General features: G+C 64.4%; 21 protein-coding genes. 15 read left to right on the top strand and 6 right to left on the bottom strand.

Translation table 11 applies throughout. The features are described 5' to 3' along the window. Positions 1-106: 106 nt before the first annotated feature. The 3 genes from G7Y29_RS09965 to G7Y29_RS09955 all read right to left on the bottom strand — a co-directional run bounded on the left by G7Y29_RS09965 (position 107) and on the right by G7Y29_RS09955 (position 2,180). Positions 107-592: a DUF4383 domain-containing protein gene (locus G7Y29_RS09965; RefSeq protein WP_018016576.1), complete on the bottom strand. Its 486-nt coding sequence runs from the start codon at positions 590-592 to the stop codon at positions 107-109. A 32-nt stretch (positions 593-624) separates the two neighbouring features. Beyond that, positions 625-1,506: a manganese catalase gene (locus G7Y29_RS09960; RefSeq protein ID WP_018016577.1), complete on the bottom strand. Its 882-nt coding sequence runs from the start codon at positions 1,504-1,506 to the stop codon at positions 625-627. Positions 1,507-1,997: 491 nt separating this feature from the next. After that, complete coding sequence (locus G7Y29_RS09955; protein ID WP_165002415.1) at positions 1,998-2,180, bottom strand: hypothetical protein; 183 nt, start codon at positions 2,178-2,180, stop codon at positions 1,998-2,000. A 186-nt stretch (positions 2,181-2,366) separates the two neighbouring features. Here G7Y29_RS09955 and G7Y29_RS09950 point away from each other — a divergent pair, with 186 nt between their 5' ends. Then, the gene (locus tag G7Y29_RS09950) at positions 2,367-2,759 is read left to right on the top strand and encodes an ATP-grasp domain-containing protein (protein ID WP_165002414.1); all 393 of its coding nucleotides are present in this window, start codon (positions 2,367-2,369) and stop codon (positions 2,757-2,759) included. An 8-nt stretch (positions 2,760-2,767) separates the two neighbouring features. Next, the gene (locus tag G7Y29_RS09945) at positions 2,768-3,148 is read left to right on the top strand and encodes an AAA family ATPase (protein WP_235933548.1); all 381 of its coding nucleotides are present in this window, start codon (positions 2,768-2,770) and stop codon (positions 3,146-3,148) included. On the opposite strand, the gene G7Y29_RS09940 is transcribed toward G7Y29_RS09945, so the two are convergent. From G7Y29_RS09940 to G7Y29_RS09930, 3 genes are read right to left on the bottom strand one after another with little or no spacing between them, the layout of a single operon-like run. After that, positions 3,122-3,820 (bottom strand): hypothetical protein, encoded by a 699-nt coding sequence (locus G7Y29_RS09940; protein WP_165002413.1) that lies wholly within the window; start codon positions 3,818-3,820, stop codon positions 3,122-3,124. The genes G7Y29_RS09945 and G7Y29_RS09940 overlap by 27 nt on opposite strands. Positions 3,821-3,844: 24 nt before the next feature. Continuing rightward, positions 3,845-4,213 carry a hypothetical protein gene (locus tag G7Y29_RS09935; RefSeq protein ID WP_165002412.1) on the bottom strand — a complete coding sequence of 123 codons (369 nt, stop codon included), beginning with the start codon at positions 4,211-4,213 and terminating at the stop codon, positions 3,845-3,847. Continuing rightward, positions 4,210-4,935, bottom strand: a complete 726-nt coding sequence (locus G7Y29_RS09930; RefSeq protein WP_249399753.1) for a GAP family protein — start codon at positions 4,933-4,935, stop codon at positions 4,210-4,212. The genes G7Y29_RS09935 and G7Y29_RS09930 overlap by 4 nt, the downstream gene beginning before the upstream one ends. Positions 4,936-4,987: 52 nt before the next feature. On the opposite strand from G7Y29_RS09930, the gene G7Y29_RS09925 reads away from it, so the two are divergent. The 13 genes from G7Y29_RS09925 (at position 4,988) to G7Y29_RS09865 (ending at position 24,599) form a co-directional block, all read left to right on the top strand. Further along, a complete protein-coding gene (locus tag G7Y29_RS09925; protein ID WP_165002411.1) occupies positions 4,988-5,578 on the top strand; it encodes a TetR/AcrR family transcriptional regulator in 591 nt (196 codons plus the stop codon). Positions 5,579-5,676: 98 nt separating this feature from the next. Next, positions 5,677-7,650 carry a glycosyltransferase gene (locus G7Y29_RS09920; protein ID WP_413228024.1) on the top strand — a complete coding sequence of 658 codons (1,974 nt, stop codon included), beginning with the start codon at positions 5,677-5,679 and terminating at the stop codon, positions 7,648-7,650. Next, on the top strand, positions 7,637-8,140 hold the full coding sequence (locus tag G7Y29_RS09915; RefSeq protein WP_165002410.1) for a phosphatase PAP2 family protein: 504 nt from the start codon (positions 7,637-7,639) through the stop codon (positions 8,138-8,140). The genes G7Y29_RS09920 and G7Y29_RS09915 overlap by 14 nt, the downstream gene beginning before the upstream one ends. Then, the gene (locus G7Y29_RS09910; protein WP_165002409.1) at positions 8,137-9,132 is read left to right on the top strand and encodes a decaprenyl-phosphate phosphoribosyltransferase; all 996 of its coding nucleotides are present in this window, start codon (positions 8,137-8,139) and stop codon (positions 9,130-9,132) included. Before G7Y29_RS09915 ends, G7Y29_RS09910 begins: the two co-directional genes overlap by 4 nt. A gap of 14 nt (positions 9,133-9,146) precedes the next feature. Then, entirely contained in the window at positions 9,147-10,949 is a 1,803-nt protein-coding gene (locus G7Y29_RS09905) for a DUF2339 domain-containing protein (RefSeq protein WP_165002408.1), read from the top strand. A 106-nt stretch (positions 10,950-11,055) separates the two neighbouring features. After that, the gene (locus G7Y29_RS09900; protein WP_165002486.1) at positions 11,056-12,051 is read left to right on the top strand and encodes an alpha/beta hydrolase; all 996 of its coding nucleotides are present in this window, start codon (positions 11,056-11,058) and stop codon (positions 12,049-12,051) included. Positions 12,052-12,062: 11 nt separating this feature from the next. Continuing rightward, the gene (locus G7Y29_RS09895) at positions 12,063-12,860 is read left to right on the top strand and encodes an SDR family oxidoreductase (RefSeq protein WP_165002407.1); all 798 of its coding nucleotides are present in this window, start codon (positions 12,063-12,065) and stop codon (positions 12,858-12,860) included. 183 nt (positions 12,861-13,043) lie between these two features. Beyond that, complete coding sequence (locus tag G7Y29_RS09890) at positions 13,044-14,981, top strand: alpha/beta hydrolase-fold protein (RefSeq protein WP_165002406.1); 1,938 nt, start codon at positions 13,044-13,046, stop codon at positions 14,979-14,981. Positions 14,982-14,984: 3 nt separating this feature from the next. Beyond that, positions 14,985-15,467 carry a hypothetical protein gene (locus G7Y29_RS09885; RefSeq protein ID WP_165002405.1) on the top strand — a complete coding sequence of 161 codons (483 nt, stop codon included), beginning with the start codon at positions 14,985-14,987 and terminating at the stop codon, positions 15,465-15,467. Between the two features lie 37 nt (positions 15,468-15,504). Next, positions 15,505-16,443 (top strand): cutinase family protein, encoded by a 939-nt coding sequence (locus tag G7Y29_RS09880; RefSeq protein WP_165002404.1) that lies wholly within the window; start codon positions 15,505-15,507, stop codon positions 16,441-16,443. A 71-nt stretch (positions 16,444-16,514) separates the two neighbouring features. Further along, positions 16,515-18,305, top strand: a complete 1,791-nt coding sequence (locus tag G7Y29_RS09875; protein WP_165002403.1) for a FadD32-like long-chain-fatty-acid--AMP ligase — start codon at positions 16,515-16,517, stop codon at positions 18,303-18,305. A gap of 11 nt (positions 18,306-18,316) precedes the next feature. Continuing rightward, positions 18,317-23,074, top strand: a complete 4,758-nt coding sequence (locus tag G7Y29_RS09870) for a type I polyketide synthase (protein WP_165002402.1) — start codon at positions 18,317-18,319, stop codon at positions 23,072-23,074. After that, positions 23,058-24,599 carry an acyl-CoA carboxylase subunit beta gene (locus G7Y29_RS09865; protein WP_165002401.1) on the top strand — a complete coding sequence of 514 codons (1,542 nt, stop codon included), beginning with the start codon at positions 23,058-23,060 and terminating at the stop codon, positions 24,597-24,599. Before G7Y29_RS09870 ends, G7Y29_RS09865 begins: the two co-directional genes overlap by 17 nt. Positions 24,600-24,702: the final 103 nt, after the last annotated feature.

Here is a 24,702-nt window from a genome sequence, read left to right as displayed (position 1 = left end):
GCCCCCCAGCGTCTCGACCGCTCTGATATCTGTTCAAGCAGCTCTCATAAAACTGACGGCCCCGGGGAGACCGGGGCCGTCAGTCGATTGTGGTGAAAAACAGAACTTACCCCGTGACAACAGGTCCCGAGGTTTCGCGGGCAGTGCGCTTAGGACGGGGAAGGAAAGACAAACCCACCATGGTCGCACCAAGACCCAGGTGCAGCCAGTTGTTGGCATCACTGAGTGGCACGAAATTCGCTGCGGAGTCATAGTCGATGAACAGTCCATAGAGGAACAGTCCCAGGTAGATGATGCCACCCCACAACAAATATTGGCGAGCAGAACCTGGGGTACGTGCTAGTGCTATGCCAGCTACGCCGAAGAGAAGGTGGACAATGTTGTGCAGGATCGAGACATGAAAAACGCCCAGCAGCATCGCGTGGCCTTCATGGCCAGCAAACTGCAGATCACCCAGGTTCTGAGTCACACCGGGGATGAACCCGGCAATACCGACCAGAAGGAAAACGATGCCGTAGAGGAGGGCGGCGATTTGGATGGGTGTGCGTTTAGCAGGTGGTGTATGTGTATCGGACTGATTCTTAGTTGTCATAATGGCACCTTTCTGTGATGAAGGAAATTGCCTTATTCCTTGTTGAACTTCTCCTGGACCTTGCCTGCGATCTTTTCCACGGTGTTAGGAAGCTCAGTGGTGCCGTAGAAACGCGCATCGGGGTGAGTCGGCGGTGCCATCGGCACGCCTTCTGGTGGGGTGTCCACGTAGGTGAACTTACCCAGGCCGTCCGGTGCTTCACCTGACGCCCAGGATCCCTCGGACATATGTGCGCCGTCAGAGAAGTTGAGGGCCTGGTAGGAGAACTCCTCGTGCTCCTTGCCCTTGGGGAAGTTGCTGGGGACCGGCAGGGTCTCATTGCCCTCCGCCTGTAGCTCCCGAGCAGCGGCCAGCCACTGGTTTTGGTGCATGGTGTCGCGTGCTAGAAGGAAACCAAGTAAGTCCTTAACTCCGCGGTCATCGGTCATGTGGTACAAACGGGCGACCTGCAGGCGCCCCTGCATCTCGGCGTTGATATTAGAGGTCAAATCCGCCAGCAGGTTGCCACTGGCGGTGACATACGATCCACTCCACGGGTTGCCCATGCTGTCGACTGGGCGGGCGCCGGCACCGGAAACAATGGCTTGTTGTAGATCGGTGCCACCGATGATGGCTGCCACCGCTGGGTCCTCCTGGATGGCTTTCTCGGTGATGCCCAGCGGAGCTTTCTCCAGCAATTGGGCGACCATAGTCGCCAGCATCTCGATGTGGCCGAATTCCTCGGAGGCCGTGGCAAAGAGCAGATCACGGTACTTACCCGGGATGTGAGAGTTCCAGGCCTGGAAGCTGTACTGCATGGCCACGGTAATCTCACCGTATTGACCACCGATCACCTCTTGGAGCTTGCGGGCGTAGACAGCGTCTGGTTTTTCTGGTTTTGCTGGGTACTGCAACGTCTGCTTGTGAAAGAACATGTTGTTATCTCCTTAAAAATAGTCTTCGGAGTTGCCACCTCTCCTGTAACTGGCAAGGATTTAGCAACCAATACTGTGCACCCCCACCGTCTGTCCAAGATTCGACCCTTGGGTGGGAAGAAAACGGAAAGGGCTTCAGTGCTACTGGTACCTCATGTTACACCCACTAGCTTTTGTGGGTTGCCCCATATTGTATCGATTTCCAGCGCACTGCAGGTGGGTGGTGCTTAGTTGGCCTCACGGCCCATCAATGTGTCGCGGAGTCGATCAACTAGCCCAACACCGGGACCGACAGTCTTGTGGAACAGTTCTGAGTGTGGAGCGCTGGGATGAGGGCGGGTAGGAGCCATCTTCTTAGCCATTTCCACCTTCTTGCCGAGCTCATTGAGCTGCTCCTGGGATAGATGGGTGCGCAGTTTCGGGAATTGCTCATCTTCTTCATCGTGGGCGTGATGATCTAGAAGGTCATCTAACTCCCCGACCATGAATTCCTAAATGGTAGGTTCAACACCCTCGTAGGAGGCGGGCGGGTCGCTTGCCGGGAACGATTCGTCGATGCGCTCGTCGTCGTTCATCGTCCCGGCCGCGCCGTCGTCCTGCGGCGACAGAGTCGCGTCATGCTCGCGCGCGTCGTTTGTGTCCTCGGCGGGATTGCGGTCTGAATTCGTGCTCATTATGTCCTCCACGGGCTGCATCGTTCTTGCAATCCGAAATTACTCGGCCAGCGCAGGCCCCGCAGGCACGCGTGCCGTGAATTTCCCGGATGCCCGGCGCGGGGTGGACCACCCGCCTACCATGTCTAGAAACATAAGAAAGTAGGCATATGACCACGGGAGTGCTCGGAAGGGTAACCCAGTGCGATGCTGAGCCGATTCGACGAACCGCCCCGCCCAGACCAACCGTTGATCGTGATTCTCAGCGACGACACCGATGAAGAAGACCACAACGTGCTCTTCCCGGCCCTGCGCGACCGGGGCACTTCCGTGATCCGCGTCCACCCTCACGAGCTGGTGGTCAATATCCGGGACGGGGTGCAGTCATTCTCTGCGGCGGGCCTGGAATTCACACCCGATCTGGTGGTCGGGTGGGTCCTGGAGGATCTGTTGTTCCCGGGGATGGCCCATCTGGAGGCGTTCGCCGCCGCGGGAGTCCCCGTGATCAACTCCGCGCTGACCCTCTTCAGGGCGCAGAACAAGTACGTTACCAGGGTGCTGTTGCAAAGTTGGGGCAGTAGAAAGACCGGCGTGAAATAATCAGAGCCATGGGCATCTTCTCCGGTCCGCGGCTACTGCTTGAAGGTGCCACACCGCGACTCATCGACGAATGGCAGTTGCAGCCGAGATTGTGGGATTTCGCGCGGCACGTTATTGATGAACGTCAGGCGAAGGGGCAGTTCATCTTCACCGGGTCCACGGCCCCTGGGGCGGACGCGACGAGCCACTCGGGTGCGGGCCGGTTCGCGCGAATGACGATGTCGACTATGACCCTCTTTGAAACCGGGGAATCGGATGGGTCGGTTTCACTTGCCGCTGCGGTTGCAGGTGACCCATTGCCGTTTTCGACACCGGACTTAACACTGCCTCAATTGGCGGAACGCGTGTGCCGTGCCCGTCTCTTACCGGCGCCTGCCCTGTCCCGGTAGGCCACCGCGGTACGTCCGCACGCTTTGCCCCTGATCAACACTGTGGTCGTCCTGCCCCCAGCTGTCGTAGCAATCGAGCGCATAGCTGTCGGATCGTCGCTGCTGCCGCCGACGCTCACGTTCCTGCTCCCGTTTCCGGTTGCTCGGGCCGCCCTGCTTCTTCTTTTCCTTCCGGATTTCCTCCGGCGAGCGCACCTTGTACTTCTGCGTGTAGTGCTGCACGGTGGCCGAGGGTTGCTTCGCGGCCTTGCCTTTTCGCGTCACAAACTCGAATGCCCGGTTGCTCATCCGGCAACTCTTCCCGTTGTTTTTGTGTACAGGCAGAGTGCTGTTCGTGCTTGGCGTGAGCAACCTGTAGCACGCGGGGCATTCCGCTTTGCCGTTTGAGGTAAGCCGGAGGATAGGCAGGTTCGGAGTCGGGGCTTCTTTAGGCGGTCGCGCCTGAGGCTGGTTCTGCTTCTTTGGGGCCTTTGCTGCTTTCTTGCCCGGTGGTTCGTTCACGTGCGCACAGCGTTGCCCGCTGGCCTTGCAAGGTTTTCGTAGTGCCCGGAAATTGAAGAAGTGCTCGGGAAACACGCCCGTGGCTGACAGGTCGAAGGTGCCGGCGCAGACCCTGCACACGACGTTTTTCAGCGCATCCGGGGCGAGGGTTGGGACCGTTGGTGTGTTCATGGTGCAGACTCCGGGCTCGATTGCTTACCGACGAGCCTCCGGCGCGCCGCCGGTATCACCCCCGCCGAACTCGCGGCGGAAATCCCCGTCCCAGTCGACGTCGCTGGCCGCGTCGCCAACCGTCTCAGGCGGGGAGGCGTGGCCGAACTGGCGGTCGCCGTCGGCGTAGTGGGTCTCCGGCAGGCCGTACAGGCCCTGCTCGAGCGTGTCGGGGTGGCGGTCGCTGGCGGCTTGGATGCCCATAACCAAAAACACTGCGCCCGCGACGGCGGCGGCGACGCCGATGAACACGGCCGTCGGCCCGGACAGGAACACAAAGGACAGGACGGCGAACACGATCAGCGCCACGGCGGCGGCGTAGTTGCGGCCCGAGGAATTGCCTGTGCTGTTCATGGGGCCGAGTATTCCAGAGCGGAAAGGTCGGTGCGGAGCATCGGGACGCTATGGATCACCATGTAGATGCCGACGATGGCGGCGATCCAGAGAAGCGTCACTTTTGCCTCGTACTCGAGGCGGGGGATAAGGCGCTCGAGTCGCGGGAAGAACTTTTGGCCGAAGAGCAGCGCCAGGGTAGCGAGGATGACTGTTGGCACGATCATGATGAGACAGTAGATACCCACTGCCCCGGCCTTTGCCACGGATGGGAAATCCCAGCTGCCGATAATGCCCATTGCTGCGATGTACGGCAGCATGGTCGCCGCCTCGGTAAGGGATGCGCCGAGGCCTAGGGCGACCATGCTCGGCACACTACTTGTTGTTCCGGCAGCGCGTTTAGGCAACCGCCCGGGTTCGGGCTTTGTGGGGTCGGGGCTGAAGATGCCGAAGACCGCAAGGGCCGCGCCCAGCGTGAACGTGATCCACGGGAAGACGTCGGTCTGCGTGACGCGTTCTGTGACCGAGCCCAGTCCTGCGAACCCGAGGAGCATCCCAAGCCCGAGAAGGAAGTAGACCGCCGCGACGGTGAACAAGTACGCGGTAAGCGCCGGCACTCTAACGGCACGCCAGTGGACGATGAGCGCAAGGGGAATGACAAGGGTGCCCAGACTCAGGCTGTCAAGCAGCGCTAAGCCAATAACGGGGATGACCGAGCTCACGGGTTGCTCCGATTCTCTCATACGAACGTATTATGTCTTACGAACGTACGGTACTCTAGACTGGCTCGCAATCATGAATGACTTATCCCTGGACCATCAGTTTTCGGAATCGGCCGCGACTATCGCCGACGCGACCATCCGCATCATTGCGTCGCGCGGACTCGACGCTGTGAGCGTGCGGGAGGTGGCGAAGGAATCCGGGTTCGCCGGCGGCTCGGTGCAGTATCACGCTCCGAATAAGGACACCCTGCTTGCGCACGCGTTCATCCGCTCCATCCATCGCCAGGTAGAGCGAGTAACGGCAGTTCCAGAACGGGGAGACAAGCTTGAAACCTGGGTGGCGAGGCTTGCCGAGCTCCTCCCGATCGGAGGTGTGCGTTCCGAAGACGCCACAATCTGGGTCACCTACGGCTCCGCCTCTGCGACCCGGGACTGGATTGCGAAGCTCTATACGGAGGTGCTGGAAGACTTCCAGAACAGCGTCGTCCTTGCGCTCGGTGGCGAGGAAGGCGAGGAAGGCGAGGAAGAAGCAAAACGCAAGGCACGCCTTGTTACCGCGTTCATCAACGGCCTCACCCTGGATAACCTGCGTGTTTCCGAAGCGGAGGCCGACCGCATCTTAGCGGACCTCCGCGAAGGCCTGCGCCTCCTCTTCTCCGGCTAACCCCACCCAACCGCGAGCCGGTCGAGGAACCCGTGTCCGAACCGTTACGCTTAATCACGAATGTTTCAGTGCCGGACCGAAAGAGCCGGAAACGGAAAGTGAGACTTGTGGAAAAGACCTCGAACGCCGCCCAGGCTGATCGTGCGCTTGCGCGTGTTTTGATGCCCCGCAAGGGCGAACCGCACGACGTCCGGATGCTCTACCTGATCGAGGCGGAGCAGAACAAAGAGCGCCTGAGCTGGGCGGAGCGTACCCGGCTGAATATCCCGGCCGGTGCGGAGGTGTCCTTTGAGACATACTTCAACGCCTTCCCGGCCTCCTACTGGCGCCGCTGGTCGCAGCTCGACCGTGTCATCCTCGCCCTCGACGTCGAGGGCGAGGCGACCATCTCCGTCTACCGCTCCCGTCACGACGGCGTGCGTATCAGCGTGGCCAGCGTCGAGGTGCGCGACGAGCACGTGGAGATCCCGCTGGAGCTGCGCAACTTCGAGGACGGCGGCTGGCTGTGGTTCGACGTCACGGCCGGCACCGAGACCACCGTGGAAAACGCCGGCTGGTTCGCAGACCGCCACCCGCAGGCGCAGATCATGCCCGACGGCACCGAGGTCCCCCCGCAGCCGAAGCAGGTGGCCGTGGGCATCCCCACCTTCAACCGCCCGCGCGACGCGGTCAACGCGCTGCACGCGCTGTCCGAGGACCCTGTCGTGCTCGAGGCGATCACGCATGTGCTCATGCCCGACCAGGGCAACCATCACCCGGCCGACGAGCCAGACTTCGCCGAAGCAGAGGAGAAACTGAACGGTAAGCTGCAGATTTTCCAGCAGGGCAACCTGGGCGGCTCCGGCGGCTATTCCCGCATCATGTACGAGGGCGTGAACAACACGGACGCGCCGTTCATCCTGTTCATGGACGACGACATCGCCATCGAGCCGGATTCCATCCTGCGGGCCGTCCAGGCCGCCCGCTACGCGAAAAGCCCGATCCTTGTGGGCGGGCAGATGCTCAACCTGCAGGACCGCGCCCAGTTGCGCACCACCGGCGAGGCGGTGGACCCGCACACCTTCATGTGGGGCGCGGCCCCCCGCGCGGTCTACGACCACGACTTCTCCGCCTACCCCCTCGGCTACGTCGGCACGCCCGAGGAGCAGATGGACCCGCGCAAGCGCGACTCGCGCGCGCTGCACCGCCGCGTCGACGTGGACTACAACGGCTGGTGGATGAACCTCTTCCCCCGCGTTGTCGCCGAAAAACTCGGCCTGCCCCTGCCGCTGTTCATCAAGTGGGACGACACCGAGTACGCCCTGCGCGCCAAGGCGGCGGGCTTCCCGACGGTCACCTGGCCCGGCATCGCCATCTGGCACATGGCCTGGGCCGACAAGGACGACGCGATCGACTGGCAGGCGTACTTCCACCTGCGCAACAGGCTCATCGTCGCGGCGATGTACCACGAGGGTGTCGGCCCCGGCGGCATCCTGAAGAACATGCTGAAGTCCACCTACAAGCACATCATGTGCATGGAGTACTCCACCATGGCCATCCAGATCGAGGCCATGAAGGACTTCCTGGCCGGCCCCGACCAGCTCTTCGACATCCTCGAGTCGAGCCTGCCGCGCATCCAGAACGTGCGCAAGGACTACCCGGACGCCCAGGTCATCGCGTCCGCGGCCGAGCTGCCCGCCCCCACCGGTGCGCCGGGCGTGCCCACCGCCAACATCGGCGGACGCCTGGCCAAGATCAAGAAGATCCCCTGGGCCGTCAAGGCGCTTCTGCACCTGCGCAAGGAGGAGGACCGCTCCCACTGGGAGGCGCCGCAGCTCAACCTGACAGCTGAGGAGGCGCGGTGGTTCACCCTCTCGCGCGTTGATTCCGCCACCGTTTCGACGGCGGGCGGCACGGGTGCGGCCTTCCGCAAACGCGACAAGCAGCTTGCCGACGACCTGCTGGCGCAGACGAAAGCCCTGCACAAGCAGATCCGCGAGCGCTGGCCGGACCTGCAGCGCGAGTACGCTGCCGCCATGGGCGAGCTGACAAGCCACGAGAATTGGGGAAGGATCTTCGATGAGCAAGCGTGAAGCTGACCTGCTCGTAAGCGTCCAGAACGTGCTGCTCAACGAGCCCGTCGCGCGGACCGCGCGCGCGTTGAGCCACTTCGGCGAGCACGACCTGGGCTGGCTTGCCACGGCGGGCGTCGGGGTGGGCGTCGATAAGCGAAACCGCCGGAAGTGGCTCGCGATGGCCGCGGGAACCTTCGTCGCCCACGCAGCCTCCGTCGTGCTCAAGCGGATCGTGCGCCGCAAGCGCCCGACCGACCCCCGCATCGTTATCGGCGTGTCCACGCCCTCGACTCTGAGCTTCCCGTCGTCCCACTCGACGTCGACGGCGGCCGCGATGGTGCACCTTGCGGATATTTCCGGGTCGAAACTGCCGTATGTCGGCATCCCCGTCATGATGCTTTCGCGTATGGTGCTTGGCGTGCATTACCCGACAGACACGTTGATCGGATCCCTCATCGGGGCCGGGGTAGCCAAGGCGGCCATTGGCCTGGAGAAGGAGACACGGTGAGCACGGTACACCCGCGACCAGCAGAAGATGAGCCGTTCCTCAAGTCGGAGCCGCACACCGAGGGCGTCGAGATCACGCGGAAGAAGAACCCGCCGAAGAACCTCGCGGACGCGATGATCAAGGGCCTGCGCCCGAAGCAGTGGGTGAAGAACGTCCTCGTCCTCGCCGCCCCGCTCGCCGCGGGTTTCGACGGTCTGACGGCGCGCTCGCTTATCGACGTCCTCATCGCGTTCGTGGTCTTCTGCTTCGGCGCCTCGGCGATTTACCTGGTCAACGACGCCCGCGACGTCGACTCCGACCGCGAACACCCCACGAAGCGCTTTCGCCCCATCGCCTCCGGCATGCTGCCGATCAACCTTGCCTACGCCATGGCGGGGCTGCTCATCGCCGCCGCGATCGGGCTTTCCTTCCTGGCTACTGATTCGGCTCTGGCCTGGGTCATCGGCATCTACATCGTGCTGCAGCTCGGTTACTGTTTCGGCTGGAAGCACATCCCGGTGATCGACATCGCGCTCGTCTCCTCCGGGTTCATGCTGCGCACCATGGCCGGCGGTGTGGCCGCGGGCATCGAACTGTCGCAGTGGTTCCTGCTGGTGGCCGCGTTCGGCTCGCTGTTCATGGCTTCCGGCAAGCGCTACGCGGAAATGCTGCTGGCGCAGGAGACAGGTGCGAAGATCCGCAAGGCCCTGGAGGGGTACACGCCCACGTACCTGCGCTTCGTGTGGACACTCTCCGCAACAGCGGTGGTCATGTCCTACGCCCTGTGGGGCTTCCAACTCGCCAACGCCATCCACGGCCCGGCCTCCATCTGGTACCAGATTTCGATGGTGCCGTTCGTCATCGCGATTCTGCGCTACGCCGCCAAAGTGGATTCAGGCCACGGCGGTGCACCGGACGAGATCGCGCTGGAGGACCGGGTGCTCCAGCTGCTGGCGGTGCTGTGGATTCTCTGCATCGTGATGGCCGTGTATGTCATCCCGGCCATGGCCTGACTAAACTTTCGCGAATGAATAGAAACGCCCGCCTGTCATTACTGGCTTCCATGCTGGTAGCGGGGGTTTTCGCGTTCTGGGGAGGGTGGACCCGCCGCTGGATGAGCGACGACGGCCTCATCGTTCTGCGCACCGTGCGCAACCTCCTGGCCGGCAACGGCCCGGTATTTAACGCCGGTGAGCGTGTAGAGGCCAACACTTCCACCCTGTGGCAGTACGTGATCGCCGCCGCGGCGTGGGTCACGCGGGCGCGGCTGGAGGACGTCGCGATGTGGCTCGCGCTCGGGTTCACCGTCGCCGCGTGCGTTATCGCGGTGTGGGCGGCGGGCAGGTTCTGGTCCGACACGGTCCTTCCCTTCGGTGTCCTCATCTACCTGGCGCTCCCACCGGCCCGAGATTTCGCGACCTCCGGGCTGGAGTGGGGGCTGTCCATCTTCTGGCTCGCGGCGTGGTGGGCTCTCCTTGTGCGGTGGGCCAAGCCTGTCAACGGCCCCGCCAGTGTTCGGGTCGCGTCTTGGCTAGCGTTTTTGTCGGGCCTGTCGTGGCTGGTCAGGCCCGAGCTTGCTTTGTACGGAGGCGTCACCGGGCTGGTGCTGCTCGCCGCCCATTCGCGTCAGTGGTGGCGTATCCTGTTGGTCGCCCTCCCGGTGCCCGCGACCTACCAAGTTTTCCGCATGGGCTACTACGGTTTGCTCACCCCGCACACGGCCGTGGCGAAGTCGGCGGCGGCTTCGGATTGGGGCAGCGGGTTCGCTTACCTGTGGGATTTCGCGGGACCCTACGCACTGTGGGCCGCCGCCGCTGCGGCGCTGGGTGTCGGCGTGGCCTTGATGATCGGGTCCTATGGTCGGGAGCGCACCATTGTGCTGCTCGTCGCGGGGTGCGGGCTCGTGCACCTTGTTTACGTGCTGCGCGTCGGCGGGGACTTCATGCATGGGCGCATGCTCCTGCTGCCGCTGTTCGCGCTGCTGCTTCCCGTGATGGTCGTTCCCCTGACGCGCCGGATCGGTGTAGTCGGGCTGGTGGTCGCCGCATGGTCCGGTGCCATCGTGGCCAAGGCGCACCCGATTGACACGGCTCGCTTGGATGCGGGTGACCAGTTGGGCATTGTCGACGAGCGCGAGTTCTGGGGTTGGGCGACCAAGCAGGAGCCCGGCCAGGCACCGCACTACGCGGAGGATTTCCTCGCGTGGAAGGTCATGCCCGACTGGCCGACCGCCATTGGCGAGGCCACACGCGACGGTGGGGCGCAGTTGCTGCTGGCGCAGCTTGACACACCCTCGGGCGCGCCCGAAAAATACGACTGGTATCACCTGCCCCGCATGGCCTCCGACTCCGACTTAGGCAACCATCCGCTCACCGCGTACTGGATCAACCTGGGAATGACCGGCATGAACGCCGGTTTGGACATGCGGGTTCTGGACACCGTCGGCCTGGCCACGCCCTTGGCCGCCCGGATGCCGCGCGACCCTAACGGGCGCATCGGGCACGACAGATGGTTGGGCCTGGAGTGGCAGATCGCTGATACTGCGGCGGATGCTGATGCTTTGCCGGAGTGGATAGACCGCACAAGAGTTAAGCAGGCCCGCGCCGCACTGCGGACCTCGGAGATACGGGAGCTCCTCGCCTCCTCCCGCGAGCCGATGAGCCCCGGCCGGTTCTTGAAAAACGTTAAGTTTTCCCTGACCGGGGGTAGGAGCCTGCAGCTTGACGACGACCCCTCCACGTACCTGGATCAACCCACCCTGAACAGTATTGATGCGGGGGAAGACGTCGGTTTGGGCGGGCCGCAGGTCGCGTGGTCCAGCTCCTTTTAACGGGATTTCTCCCATTATTATTGGCGCGAAACACTACAGGTTGATAACGTCAACGTCACCTTTTAGTGTCAATGCCTTAGGGGGCCCTGTGAACGCGAGCATTTCCATGAAGCGCGCTGTGACGGCGCTGCTCGTTATCTTTGCCATTGCGGCGTCTATGACCGTGGCCGCGCCGAAAGCCAACGCGGCCAACCGGGACTGGCTTCGTCCTGATGCGACTGGCGCCTGCGAGTGGGACGCCGTCGGATTCTGGGTGCAGCGCTGCGACGTGTGGTCGCCGTCGATGGGCCGCAACATCCCGGTCCAGATCCAGCCCGCCGTGCGCGGCGGCAACGCCGGTCTTTACCTGCTGGACGGACTCCGCGCGACGGAGTACACCAACGCCTGGCTGCATGACGTCAACGCCGCGCAGACGTACGTCGATTCCAACATCACTCTCGTGATGCCGGTGGGAGGACAGTCTTCCTTCTACGCGGATTGGACCGCGCCGGCGACCTACGACTTCAACAACCCCGTCGTGTACAAGTGGGAAACCTTCCTCACCGGGGAGCTCCCGGGTTACCTCCAGCAGCACTTCGGTGTGGCGCCGAACAATAACTCTATTCTGGGCCTTTCCATGGGCGGCACTGCCGCGATGAACCTGGCCGCGAAGCACACCGACCAGTTCCGCCAGGTTCTGTCGTTCTCGGGTTACCTCGCCACCACTATTCCCGGCGGGCAGACCGCCTTCCGCCTCGCCCAGCTTGACGCTGGCGGGTACAACACCAACGCCATGTACGGCTCCGTCATCAGCCCGGCTCGTTTCGAGAACGACCCGTTCCTGAACATGGGCAACCTGCGCAACACGGATGTCTATATCTCCGCGGGCTCTGCCCGGCCCGGCCCGGCGGACGCGGGTTACCTTCCGCAGCATGTCGCCGCCGGCGTCGCGCTCGAGGCATACTCCAACTTCACCACCCGCCTCTGGTCTCTGAAGGCTCGCGCCACCGGCATCAACTTCACCGAAGCCTTCACCCCGACCGGCATCCACAACTGGCAGCAGTTCGGCAGCCAGCTCGAGGCGACTAAGCCTCGCGTGCTCGATGTGATGAACGCCTGGTAAGGGGCGCGCTAATGAAGCCGCTCGCTGTTGTCACCGGGGCCACCTCTGGAATCGGCCGCGCGACAGCGCAGCGGCTTTCTGCCGATTACCGTGTCATCGGCACGACCCGGAATCCCGGCACCGTGTCCGACCCAATTGACGGGGTGACGTACGTTGCGCTGGACTTGCACGATCCAACGTCGATTGAGGAGTGCGCGACAGGGATCCTCGCCCACGGCATCCCCGAAGTGCTGATCAACAACGCCGGGGAGTCACAGTCCGGGCCCTTCGAGGAGCTTCCGCGCGACGCTGTGGAGCGCCTTTTCCAAGTGAACGTGATCGGCCACGTGGACCTAACGCAGCGGTTGACCCCGGCGATGCGCGCCGCCGGGCGCGGGCGCGTGGTCATGGTCGGGTCCATGCTGGGCAGCTTTCCGCTGGCTTACCGTTCGAGCTACGTCGCCTCCAAGGCGGCCATCAAGGGGTTCGCGTTGGCGGCCCGCCGTGAGTTCGCGCCCTTCGGCGTGTGGTTCTCCGTCGTCGAACCGGGTTCGATTGCCACGGGACTGTCGGACCGGCGCACCAAATACGTTGACGAAACCGGTGACTTCACGGACGAGTTCACGCGGATGCTGAACAAGTTGGACGCCAACGAGCGGTCAGGGATCAGCGCGGAACGCGTGGCGGAGCAGATTGCTCGAGTGGTCGCGGCTGAGAAGCCAAAACCCCTTTACGCGTGCGGGTCGGCGGCGTGGCTGGCGTTTCCGGTATCGCGGGTGGTGCCGTTGCAGTGGATGCTCACACTGATCTCGCGTAGACACAATCTATAACTCCTTTAACACGGCGTGTCTCTCCTATAAACTCTCAAGTGAAACTTAAGCTTCCGTGTACCGTAACAAGTACTCCGTTGTAACCGATTACATCGTTGTGCATGCGTACCGGGGGAGGGGAACCCCCGGAACGAGCGCATGACGGAACTATTCAGACCCGAAAAAGGAAAAGGCAGGACCTCCATGCGTGAACTTCGTTCCCCGCGCCAGGCTCAGCGGCGCAACTGGCTCACCGCGGCCGCAATCCCGACTGCGCTGATCGTCGGCGCTTCAGCTGTCCCGGCGGTAGGCCAGAGCAGCTTCCCGGGGTTGAGCTCCAGCTCGGGGCTGTCTGACAACATCCGTCCGTCGGACCCGCCGAAGCGCACCCCGATCGAGGTAGACAGCCACCCGCAGATCCCTGGTCTTCCTGCCGGTGTTTCGGTCGACCGCATCGAGTGGCTGACCAACCGCCGCGTCGCCGTATTCATCAAGTCCGCCGCCATGCCGGAGCAGTTGATGCAGGTTCAGATCCTGCTCGCCCGCGACTGGCACTCCAACCCCCAGGCGAAGTTCCCCGAGGTGTGGGCCCTTGATGGCCTGCGTGCGCGCGATGACGAGAACGGCTGGACCATCGAGACGAACATCGAGCAGTACTACGCCGACAAGAACGTCAACGTCATCCTCCCGGTCGGCGGCGAGTCCTCCTTCTACTCCGACTGGCAGCGCCCGAACAACGGCAAGAACTATCAGTGGGAGACCTTCCTGACCAAGGAACTCGTGCCGGTGCTGGACAACGAGTTCCGCTCCAACGGCAAGCGCGCCGTCGTCGGCCTTTCCATGGGCGGCACCGCCGCGGTCAACCTCGCGGAGCGCAACCCCCACCTGTTCGACTTCGTCGGCTCCTTCTCCGGCTACCTCGACACCACCACCCCGGGCATGCCGCAGGCCATCCAGGCCGCACAGATGGACGCGGGCAGGTACGACTCCCTGGCCATGTGGGGCCCTGTCGGTTCGCAGGACTGGGTTGACCACGACCCGAAGCTGGGCATTAAGGAGCTCGAGGGAATGACGGTCTACGTCTCCGCCGGTTCCGGCCGTGACGATTTCGGCGCAGATAACGCCGTGGCCCGCGGCCCGGCCAACCTCGCCGGGATCGGCCTCGAGGTCATCTCCCGCATGTCCACCCAGACGTTCGTGGACTACGCCTCCCGCACCAACGTGAAGCCGATCGTGAAGTTCCGCCCGTCCGGTGTCCACTCCTGGGAGTACTGGCAGTTCGAGATGACCCAGGCGTGGCCGCACATCGCCGACGCCCTCGGCGTGCCTACGGAAGACCGCGGTGCAGACTGCCTGCCTGTCGGCGCCATTGCGGAGGCCACCAAGTCGGGCATCATCGGATCCTGCGTGAATAACGAGTACGACATCGCCGGCGGCAAGGCGGAGGACTTCCGTGCCGGTACCGCGTACTGGAGCGCCGACACCGGCGCTCACGCGCTGTTCGGCGCGATCCTGGCCAAGTACAACGGCCTGGGTGGACCGCAGGGTTGGCTAGGCTTCCCCACCACAGGTGAAATGACCACTCCCGACGGGGTCGGCCGCTACGTGCACTTCCAGAACGGATCCATCTACTGGACCCCGTCCACCGGCGCATACGCCATCCCGGGTGACATTTTCAAAGCGTGGGGTGAAAACGGCTGGGAGAACGGCGACCTGAAGTACCCGGTGGCCGAGGCACAGGAGATCGGCAAGGGCTTCGTGCAGAAGTTCCAGGGCGGTTACCTCACCCGCAACCCGGACGGCAGCCACAACATCGTCCACGGCGCAATCGGCGCCAAGTACGGCGAGATGAACACCGCGGCCTCTGAGCTGGGTTACCCCCGGGGCAACGAGCGCGGGATCAACGGTGGTTTCTTCCAGGAGTTCGAGAAGGGCAACATCTACTGGTCGCCGGCCACCGGCGCCCACGTGATCTACTACGGTGCGATCTTCGACGAGTGGGGCAAGAACGGCTGGGAGCAGGGTCGCCTGGGCTGGCCGGTGTCCGACATGAAGTCAATTCCCGCCGGCGGTCTGACGATCAGCTTCCAGCACGGCACTCTGGACGAGGTCTTCGGCCGCGTCGTCGAGCGGGCGAGGTAGAGCATGAAACGAAGCCTCGCCGCCTTGTCGGTCGCGGCAGGGCTCGCCCTGTCCGCCTGCGGGTCCAGCACTGTTGACAGCTCGGAGGTGACGTCGACCGAGGCGTCGACAAGCACAACCGCTGAAACAGAAACGACGACAGCGAGCGGAGAGACGCCCGCAACCATGACGAGCTCCCGCAAGCCGACGCCGGCCCCCGCTGGTTCGGCCGCGGACCAGCCGGCCCAGGAGGTCGAGTCGGTGCCGTCGCAGGTGTCCGCCTACTCGCCCGAGGAAGACGCCTACCTGGAAGCGCTCAGGAACGAGGGAATCAACGTCCACGGCGTTGAAGACCAACTCACAGGCACAGGTTTTAGTGTGTGCCAGGGTTCAAGTATCACTCGTGACGCGGTGGCTGGTCAGCTCATCGAGCAGCGCCGCACCGAGCTCGATGTCAACGCAGTAGCAAAGCTTATCGACGACACCGCGCACGAGCACCTCTGCTAGTTGACGCTGTCCAGCTAGCCGTAGTTAAGGAGTCTTAGTGCGCAAGCCGCTCATCGTCGGTTCCGTCGTGGTCATCGTCGCTCTCATCGCCCTGGGAATTGCCCAGTGGCGCTCGGGCGACGGCGGCCTGCCGGAGCTGGACCCGCCCATCGCGCTGCCGACGGATAGCTCGCCGGAACCGCCCGCGGAGCCGGAATGGTGCCCTGCGGTGCAGTTCGTCTCCATCCCCGGCACCTGGGAGAGCGGCCGCGAGGATGACCCGTTCAACCCGCAGGCCAACCCCTACAGCTTCATGCTGTCCATTTCGCAGCCCCTCCAGCAGGCGTACGACATCGGCCACGTGCGGGTGTGGACAACTCCGTACACCGCGCAGTTCCGCAACATCCAGACGGAGCAAGGCCGCCAGGAGATGACGTACGACGAGTCCCGCACCGAAGGCACCGCGCGCACCAACGGCGAGCTCGAGTTCGTCAATCAGACCTGTCCCAGCACCAAGTTCATCATCGCCGGGTTCTCCCAAGGTGCGGTCATTGCCGGTGACATCGCCAACCAGATTGGCACGCGCCAGCACGCCGTCCCGCCCGAGAAGCTCCTTGGCGCTGTCATGATCGCGGACGGCCGCCGCGAGAACGGCGTGGGTGTCAACCCCGGTGGTGAGGTTCCGGGCATCGGCGCCGAGATCGCGCTCCAGCCGGTACAGGGTGTCGTCAACGCTGTGACACCGGGAGCCACGATGCGCGGGCCGCGCCCCGGCGGGTTCGGCGAGGTCTCCGACCGGGCGTTCGAGATTTGCGCGCCGAACGATTCCGTGTGCGACGCGCCCCAGGACATCGGCACCCTGATCTCCCGCGCCGGGGATTTGATGCTGGCCAACGGCACCCACGCCATGTACGCATCCAACCCTAATGTGATTGCCGGCACGACCGCGTCGCAGTGGACGGTAGATTGGGCGCGCGGCGTCATTGACGCCCAGTAACGATTTCAGTAGCGAAACAATATAGTAATGGGCTTACCAAACCTGCCCCCAGACTGAACTGAAGGAGTCCCATGGATCTCGGCGTGATCATCCAGCGCTTCATCGACGAGGACGGCAACATCGTCCTGCCCCAGAACTTCACTATCCCGGCCCTCGCCGAGATGCTGCACTTCATGGGCGCCCAGATGGGCAAAATCGATGACACGAACATCCGGTACTGGGATTTCTCTCAGAGTGCGGAGGGGGAGCTCGTGGAGTACTCCCGCCGCGAGGTGAACACCCGCGTCAAGGCCGTCGCCGCGCGCTTGATGCAGGTCGGCCAGCCAGGCGACCGCGTCGCCATTCTCGCCTCCAACTCGCCGGAGTACCTTTTCGCCTTCATGGGCGCGATGTACGCCAGCCAGGTGCCGATTCCCCTGTATGACCCGAACGAGCCGGGGCACGGCGAACACTTGAAGGCGGTTCTCGGTGATTCGGGCGCGAAGACTGTGCTCACGAACAAGGCTGGCGCCCCCGCGGTGCGCTCCTACTTCGCCGACCTGCCCGCCGCCGAGCGCCCCCGTATCCTGTCCGTTGATTCGCTCCCGGACTCGCTGGCCGAGTCCTGGGTCCCGCTCGAGACCCCCGAGGGCACCGACACCGCTCACGACACCTCGTTCCTGCAGTACACCTCGGGATCCACGCGTATGCCCGCCGGCGTCGTGCTGACCAACGAGTCGATCGTGACCAACGTGATCCAGATCTACACTGCCGCGAAGCTCAAGCAGCCGCTGCGCGCCCCGATTTGGCTGCCACTGCACCACGACATGGGCATCATCGTCTCGATGCTGCTCGTCGTGCTGGGCAACGAAGTGGAGCTCATGGCCCCGCGCGATTTCATGCAGCAGCCGAAGCGCTGGATCGACCAGATCGCCCGGCGCGACGACGACCCGGAGAACATCCACGTCTACTCGGTCATTCCTAACTTTGCACTCGACGTCGCGGCGCGCTACGCCCGTCTCGCCGAAGACGACAACGTCGACCTCTCCGCCGTCGAGGGCCTGATCATCGGCTCCGAATCTGTCACCCAGGCCGGTGTGGACACGTTCATGGAGGCCTTCGAGGGCGCGGGTCTCCGCTTTAGCTCGCTGCGTCCGGCCTACGGCTTGGCGGAAGCCACTCTGATTGTGACGCTTGCCGATGAGCCGCGGTTCACGCGCTTCGACCGCGAGCAGCTGGCTCAGCGCAACGTCGTGGAGGCAGCAGAAGGTCTGCCCATGGCTTCCACAGGCCGCCCGGTGCGCTGGATGGATCTGGTCATCGTCGACCCGGAGACCCGCAACGAGGTCGAGGACGGGCGAGTCGGCGAGATCTGGATCCACGGCGCGAACGTCGCCGGGGGATACCTCGACCGTGACGACGAGACCCGCGAGTCCTTCGACAACACGATCAACGAGACGCTGCGCGAGGGTCTGCCGAAGGACAACTGGCTCGCCACCGGTGACCTCGGGGCCATCTACGACGGCGAGGTATACATCACCGGCCGCCTGAAGGAGCTCGTGGTTGTTGCGGGCCGCAACCATTACCCGCAGGACATCGAAGCCACTGTCATGGAAGCGACCGACCATGTCCGCCCGGACTCAGTCGCCGCTTTCGCCGTCCCCGGTGAGGATGTTGAGCGCCTCGTCATCTTCGTCGAGCGTGCCGACGGCGCCTCCTCCGATGGCGACCTTGCCGCGGAGGACACCATCCGCGCGGCGGTGACGTCGACCCACGGCATCTCGCCGGACGTCGTCGAGTTTTTCGCCCCGAACGAGATCGACCGCTCGTCCTCGGGCAAGATCGCCCGCCGCGTCAACATGAAGAAATACCTCGAGCGTTAGGCTGGATCCCTATGAATGAAACCGAACTGATCACATGGCTGCGCGATTGGGTCTCCCAGGCCACCGGCATTGAGGCCGCAGAGATCGATCCGGGGAAACCTCTGGAGTCTTTCGGCCTGTCCTCCCGCGACGCTGTGATCATGTCCGGTGAGCTGGAGAACTTGCTCAGCACCCGCGTGGATCCGACCATCGCATACCAACATCCGACGATTGCCGCGCTGGCCGCTGCGCTGACTGCCCCGAAGGCGGAGGCCGCCCCGGCGCGCGAGTACGGGCGTCGAGAAGCGACGAGTTCGCCAGCCACCCGCGACATCGCGATCGTCGGCACCGCAGGCCGCTTCCCGGGTGCGGACAGCGTCGAGGAGTTCTGGCAGCTGCTTATCGACGGCCGGGTCACCACCGGCCCGCTGCCAGAAGGGCGCTGGTCCGAATACCTCGGCGACCCGGTCATGCGCACGAAGCTGCAGGACGAGAACACCGCCGGCGGGTACCTGAGCGACATCGCCTCCTTCGACAACGAGATGTTCGGGCTCAGCCCGCTCGAGGCCGTCAACATGGACCCGCAGCAGCGCATCATGCTCGAGCTCGCTTTCGAGGCGTTAGAGAACGCGCACATCCCGGCGAGTTCGCTGCGCGGCGAGTCGGTCGGCGTGTTCGTGGGTTCCTCCAACAACGATTACGGCATGCTCATGTCCGCCGACCCGGCGCAGGCGCACCCGTACGCGCTGACCGGGTCGTCCTCGGCGATCATCCCGAACCGCATCTCCTACGCGTTCGACTTCCGCGGACCGTCCGTCAACGTGGACACCGCCTGCTCCGCGTCGCTCGTCTCCGCCCACCACGCGGTGCGCGCCTTGCGAGACGGCGAATGCGACCTCGCGCTGGCCGGTGGCGTCAACGTGCTGGCCAGCCCGTTCGCCTCCCTGATGTTCTCGGAGCTCGGTGTAATTTCCCCGACGGGCCGGATCCACGCGTTCTCCTCGGACGCGGACGGTATCACCCGCTCAGAGGCAGCCGGTGTCCTCGTGCTCAAGCGGGTGGAGGACGCGATGAATGCCGGTGACACCATCCTCGGCGTGATCAAGGGCTCCGCCACCAACTCCGACGGCCACTCCAACGGCCTGACCGCCCCGAACCCGGAGGCGCAGATGGATGTGCTGCGCCGCGCCTACGCCGACGCGGGTGTCGACCCCGCCGAAGTGGATCTGGTGGAGGCTCACGGCACGGGCACGCTGTTGGGCGATCCGATCGAGGCGACCGCGCTCGGCGCCGTCCTCGGCCGCGGCCGCACGAACGCGAGCCCGCTCCTGCTCGGCTCGTCCAAGTCCAACATCGGCCACTCGGAATCCGCTGCCGGTGCCGTCGCACTGATCAAGGTCGTCGAGGCGCTCAAGCACGACACCATCCCGGCGTCGGTCAACTACGTCGGCCCGAACGAGTACGTCGACTTCAACGCCGACCACATCGAGGTCGTCGAGGATCCGCGCGAGTGGCCGCGTTACTCCGGCCGCCGCATCGCCGGCGTGTCCGGTTTCGGATTCGGCGGCACGAACGCCCACATGGTCGTCGCCGACTTCGACCCGGCCGACTACCCTGCCGAGCCTGTCGCCCCCAGCGCCGAGCTTGTCGACGCCTCCGGGGTCGCGCTCCCGGTCTCCGGCCATCTGCCGTCGCGGCGCAAGGACGCGGCCGCCGCGCTGGCCGACTACCTGGAAGACCGCGCCGACAAGGATCTCTTCCCTGTCGCCCGCTCGCTGGCGAAGCGCAACCACGGCCGATCCGCCGCGGTGGTGCAGGCCTCCTCGATCGAGGAAGCGGTCAAGCGGTTGCGTATGGTCGCCGAGGGCAAGACCGCCCCGGGCATCGCCGTTGCGGATGCTCCGTCTGCCGTGGGCCCCGTGTTCGTTTACTCGGGCTTCGGCTCGCAGCACCGCAAGATGGCGAAAAAGCTCATTGAGCTTTCCCCGCTGTTCCGCCGCCGCATGGAGCAGCTCGACGAGGTGGTGAAATTCGAGTCCGGCTGGTCCGTACTCGACATCGTCGCCGACGACGAGCAGACGTACGACATCCAGACCGGCCAGGTGGCCATCACCGCGATCCAGGTGGCGCAGACGGACCTGCTGGCCAGCTTCGGCATTACCCCGGCCGCGACCATGGGTATGTCCATGGGTGAGATGGGCGCCGCGTACGGCGCCGGTGGCCTGACCGGCGAGGAAGCGGTGCGCATCGCCTGCCACCGCGCCCGCCTGATGAGCGAGGGTGAGGAACAGATTGCGGGCACCGACGCCGAGGGCGCGATGGCCGTGGTTGAGCTCGGCCGCGAGGAGCTCGCCGAGTTCGTTCGCACCCACCCGGAGGCTGAAGGGGTGGAGCCGGCTGTCTACGCCGGCCCTGGCATGACTACGGTCGGCGGCCCTTCCACAGCCGTGGACGTGCTCGTGGCCGCGCTGGAGGCTGAGGAAAGATTCGCCCGCAAGCTCCAGGTCAAGGGCGCCGGCCACACGAGCATGCTCGACCCGATCATGGGCGACCTCGCCGGTGAGCTCGCGGGCCTAACCGGCCAGCCGCTTCGTGTGCCCCTGTACTCCTCCGTCGACCGCGGTGTCGTCTATCCCGCAGGCGAGACGGTCCACAACGACGAGTATTTCCTGCGCATGACACGCCAGCCCGTCTACTTCCAGGATGCCACCGAGGCAGCGCTTGCGGCCGGCCACACCACGTTTGTGGAGATCGCGCCGAACCCCGTTGCCATCATGGGCATGATGAACACCGCGTTCTCGGCTGGCAAACCCGACGTGCAGCTGCTGTATTCCACCAAGCGCAAGGTGGACGAGGTGGAGTCGCTGCGCGACCTGGCCGCCAAGCTGTACGTCCAGGGAATTGACGTGGACTTCACCGGGTTCTACGGCCCGGGCCCGGTGCTCGAGGCCCCTGCGACGACCTTCAAACGCAACCACTTGTGGACGGCCGCGCGCCCGCTCTCCGGTGGCGGGTCGCTGCTGGGTGCCAAGGTCACGCTGCCGGAAGGCAAGATTGCCTACGCCATCCAGGCTGACCGTGTGTTCAGCCCGCACCAGCTGATCGACGCCGTGGTAGACGAGGTCAACCCGGGCGCGGTCGTGGTGGCGACCGAGGAGCACGGCGTACTTCCGGCACACGGCGAGCTGACAACTATCGTCGCGTCCTCGCTCGGCGGAACCAGCATCACCGTCTACGACGGTGACTCACTCCTCGCGGAGGGTTTCGCCACCACCCTCGATTTGGCGCATCCCCGCTCGCCGCAGGGTGTGGCGGAGGTCGCGGCGTCCCAAGGGGCAGCACCCATCCACGACCCCGAGGTCGAGGTTGTGCGCTGGGATCCCGCCTCCGGTGAGACGGTGGAGCAGCGCCTGCGCGCCATCGTCTCCGAGACGATGGGGTATGACGCGGAAGATCTCCCGAACGAGCTTCCTCTGATCGACTTGGGCCTGGACTCGCTGATGGGTATGCGCATCAAAAACCGCGTGGAGAACGACTTCCAGATCCCGCCGCTGCAGGTGCAGACGCTTCGCGACGCCTCCGTGGCCGACGTGATCACCATCGTCGAGCAGGCCGTTTCCGGAAACACCGACGCCCCGCAGCAGATGGCGGATAACTCCGCGACCCGCGATCCGGCCTCCGAGGTCGCGAAGGCCAGAGCCGCAGAGAAGTCAGGCGTAGGCGTCGCCCCGCGCGATGCCTCCGAGCGCATGGTGTTCGGCGCCTGGGCAAAGTATGCCGGGGCCGCAGCAGCCGGGGTGACGTCCGAGCTGCCGGACATCGGTGCGGATGCCGCCGCCGATATCGCCGCGCACCTGAGCGAGCGCTCCGGCATCGAGGTCACCGCCGCCGAGGTCCGCGCCGCGGGCACTCTCGAGCCGCTGGCGAACAAGGTCCGTGAGGGTCTTGAGACCCCGGTAGACGGCAACGTGCGGGTGTTCCGGGAGCGTGGGGAGGGCGTCGATAAGCCGAGCGTTTTCCTTTTCCACCCGGCGGGTGGCTCGAGCTCCGTCTACGAACCGCTGTCGCGCCGCCTGGCGGGCGACGTGCCTGTTTACGGCATCGAGCGCCTCGAAGGAACGCTCGAGGATCGGGCCGCGGCCTACGTCGCGGACATTGAGCGGCTGTCTGGCGGCCGCCCGGTGGTCCTCGCCGGCTGGTCTTTCGGCGGAGCCTTAGCATACGAGGTCGCGCACCAGCTGGGTGATGACAAGGTGGAGTTCATCGCGCTGCTTGACACCACCCAGCCGTCGCAGCCCACCCCGAACACGCCCGAGGAAACGAAGAAGCGCTGGGAGCGCTACGCAGAGTTTGCCAAGGACACCTACGGACTCGATTTTCCCGTGCCCTACGACCTGCTGGACACCGCGGGGGAGGACGCCGTGCTGAACATGCTCGGGGAGTTCCTCGCCACCACCGACGCGTCCGAGCACGGACTCGCCGCAGGTGTCCTCGAGCACCAGCGAGCGTCGTTCGTGGACAACCAGATCCTCGGCAACCTCGACTTCTCCCGTTGGGCCGGGGTCAACGTGCCGGTGCTTTTGTTCCGCGCCGAGCGCATGCACGACGGCGCAATCATGCTCGAGCCCGCCTACGCCCACATTGACGAGGACGGGGGTTGGGGCGTTATCGTGGACGACTTGGAAATCGTGCACCTGCCCGGCGACCACCTCGCTGTGGTGGACGAGCCGGCGGTGGGAATCGTCGGCAAGCACATGAACGATTGGATTGAGAATGTCAACCGCCGCTAAGCTCGCCGAACTTCGCGCGCGCCTGGAGAAGGCGCAAGACCCGGGCTCGGAGAAGTCGCGCAAAAGGCGTGACGACGCCGGGCAGACCACCCCGCGGCAGCGCATCAACGCGTTGCTGGACGAGGGCAGCTTCGTTGAAATCGGTGCGCTCGCCCGCACCCCGGGCGACCCGGACGCTGTTTACTCGGACGGTGTGGTCACCGGCTACGGGCGCGTTGACGGCCGCCCCGTCGCCATCTACGCCCACGACAAGACCGTCTATGGCGGCTCCGTCGGCGTGACGTTCGGACGTAAGGTCACGGAGGTCATGGAGATGGCCATCAAGATCGGCTGTCCCGTCATCGGTATCCAGGACTCCGGCGGCGCCCGCATCCAGGACGCGGTGACTTCGCTCGCAATGTACTCGGAGATCGCGCGCCGCCAGCTGCCGATTAGCGGCCGTTCCCCGCAGATCTCCATCATGCTGGGCAAATCAGCCGGCGGCGCGGTCTATGCCCCTGTGACCACCGACTTCGTTGTCGCGGTCGAGGGTCAGGCCGAGATGTACGTCACCGGACCCGCCGTGATCCGCGAGGTTACCGGCGAGGACATTAGCTCCGCCGAGTTGGGTGGCGCCTCGCAGCAGGAGAAGAACGGAAACGTGCAGGCGGTCGTCGCCAGCGAGGAAGAGGCGTTCGACTACGTTCGCGACCTCTTGTCTCTTCTTCCGACATCGACGTTCGACGACGCGCCTGTTGCGTGGGCTCCGGCGGACGAGGAGCTGGACGACTCCCATCTCGACTCTTTCATGCCCGACGACACCAACGCAGGTTACGACATGATGGATCTGCTGGTTCAACTTGGAGACGACGAAGACCTGTTGGAAATCCAGGCGAATTACGCCGAGAACCTGATCTGCGCCTTGGGTCGCATCGACGGCAAAACGGTGGGCTTCGTCGCCAACAATCCGATGCACTACGCCGGCTGCATCGATGCCGACGCCGCCGACAAGGGAGCGCGCTTCATCCGCACCTGCGACGCCTACAACATCCCGCTGGTGTTCGTGGTGGACACGCCCGGTTATCTCCCCGGCGTGGAGCAGGAGCGAGCGGGTCTGATCCACCGCGGCGCGAAGCTTGCGTTCGCGATGGCGGAAGCGACGGTGCCCAAAATCTCGCTCATCGTGCGCAAGGCGTACGGCGGTGCGTACGCGGTGATGGGGTCCAAAAACCTCACCGGTGACATCAACCTCGCGTGGCCCACCGCCCAGATCGCGGTGATGGGTTCGGCGGCTGCCGTGGTCATGATCCAGGGCAAACAGCTCGCCGCGGTGGAAGATCCAGCACAGCGCGCCGCAATGAAGAAGATGTTCATGGATTTCTACGACGAGAACATGACCTCGCCCTACGTGGCGGCTGAACGTGGTTTCATTGATTCGATGATCCAGCCGTCAGATAGTAGGCTGGCGCTCCGACGGGCACTGCGCCAGCTTTCCACAAAGCACATGACGGAGCTTCCCAAGAAGCATTCGATCAGCCCACTCTAAATCTCGACGAAAGGCAACCACATGATTTCCAGCGCTCTCGACATCGCAGGCGACCTGCTCAACTACGTTTACTGGTTCTTCGCCGGTCTCTCTTCCGGCAACC

The sequence above is a fragment of the Corynebacterium qintianiae genome (genome assembly GCF_011038645.2).
Classification (GTDB): Bacteria; Actinomycetota; Actinomycetes; order Mycobacteriales; family Mycobacteriaceae; genus Corynebacterium; species Corynebacterium qintianiae.
The sequence above is the reverse complement of the archived record's forward strand: the minus strand, read 5'-3'. Positions and strand labels throughout refer to the sequence as shown.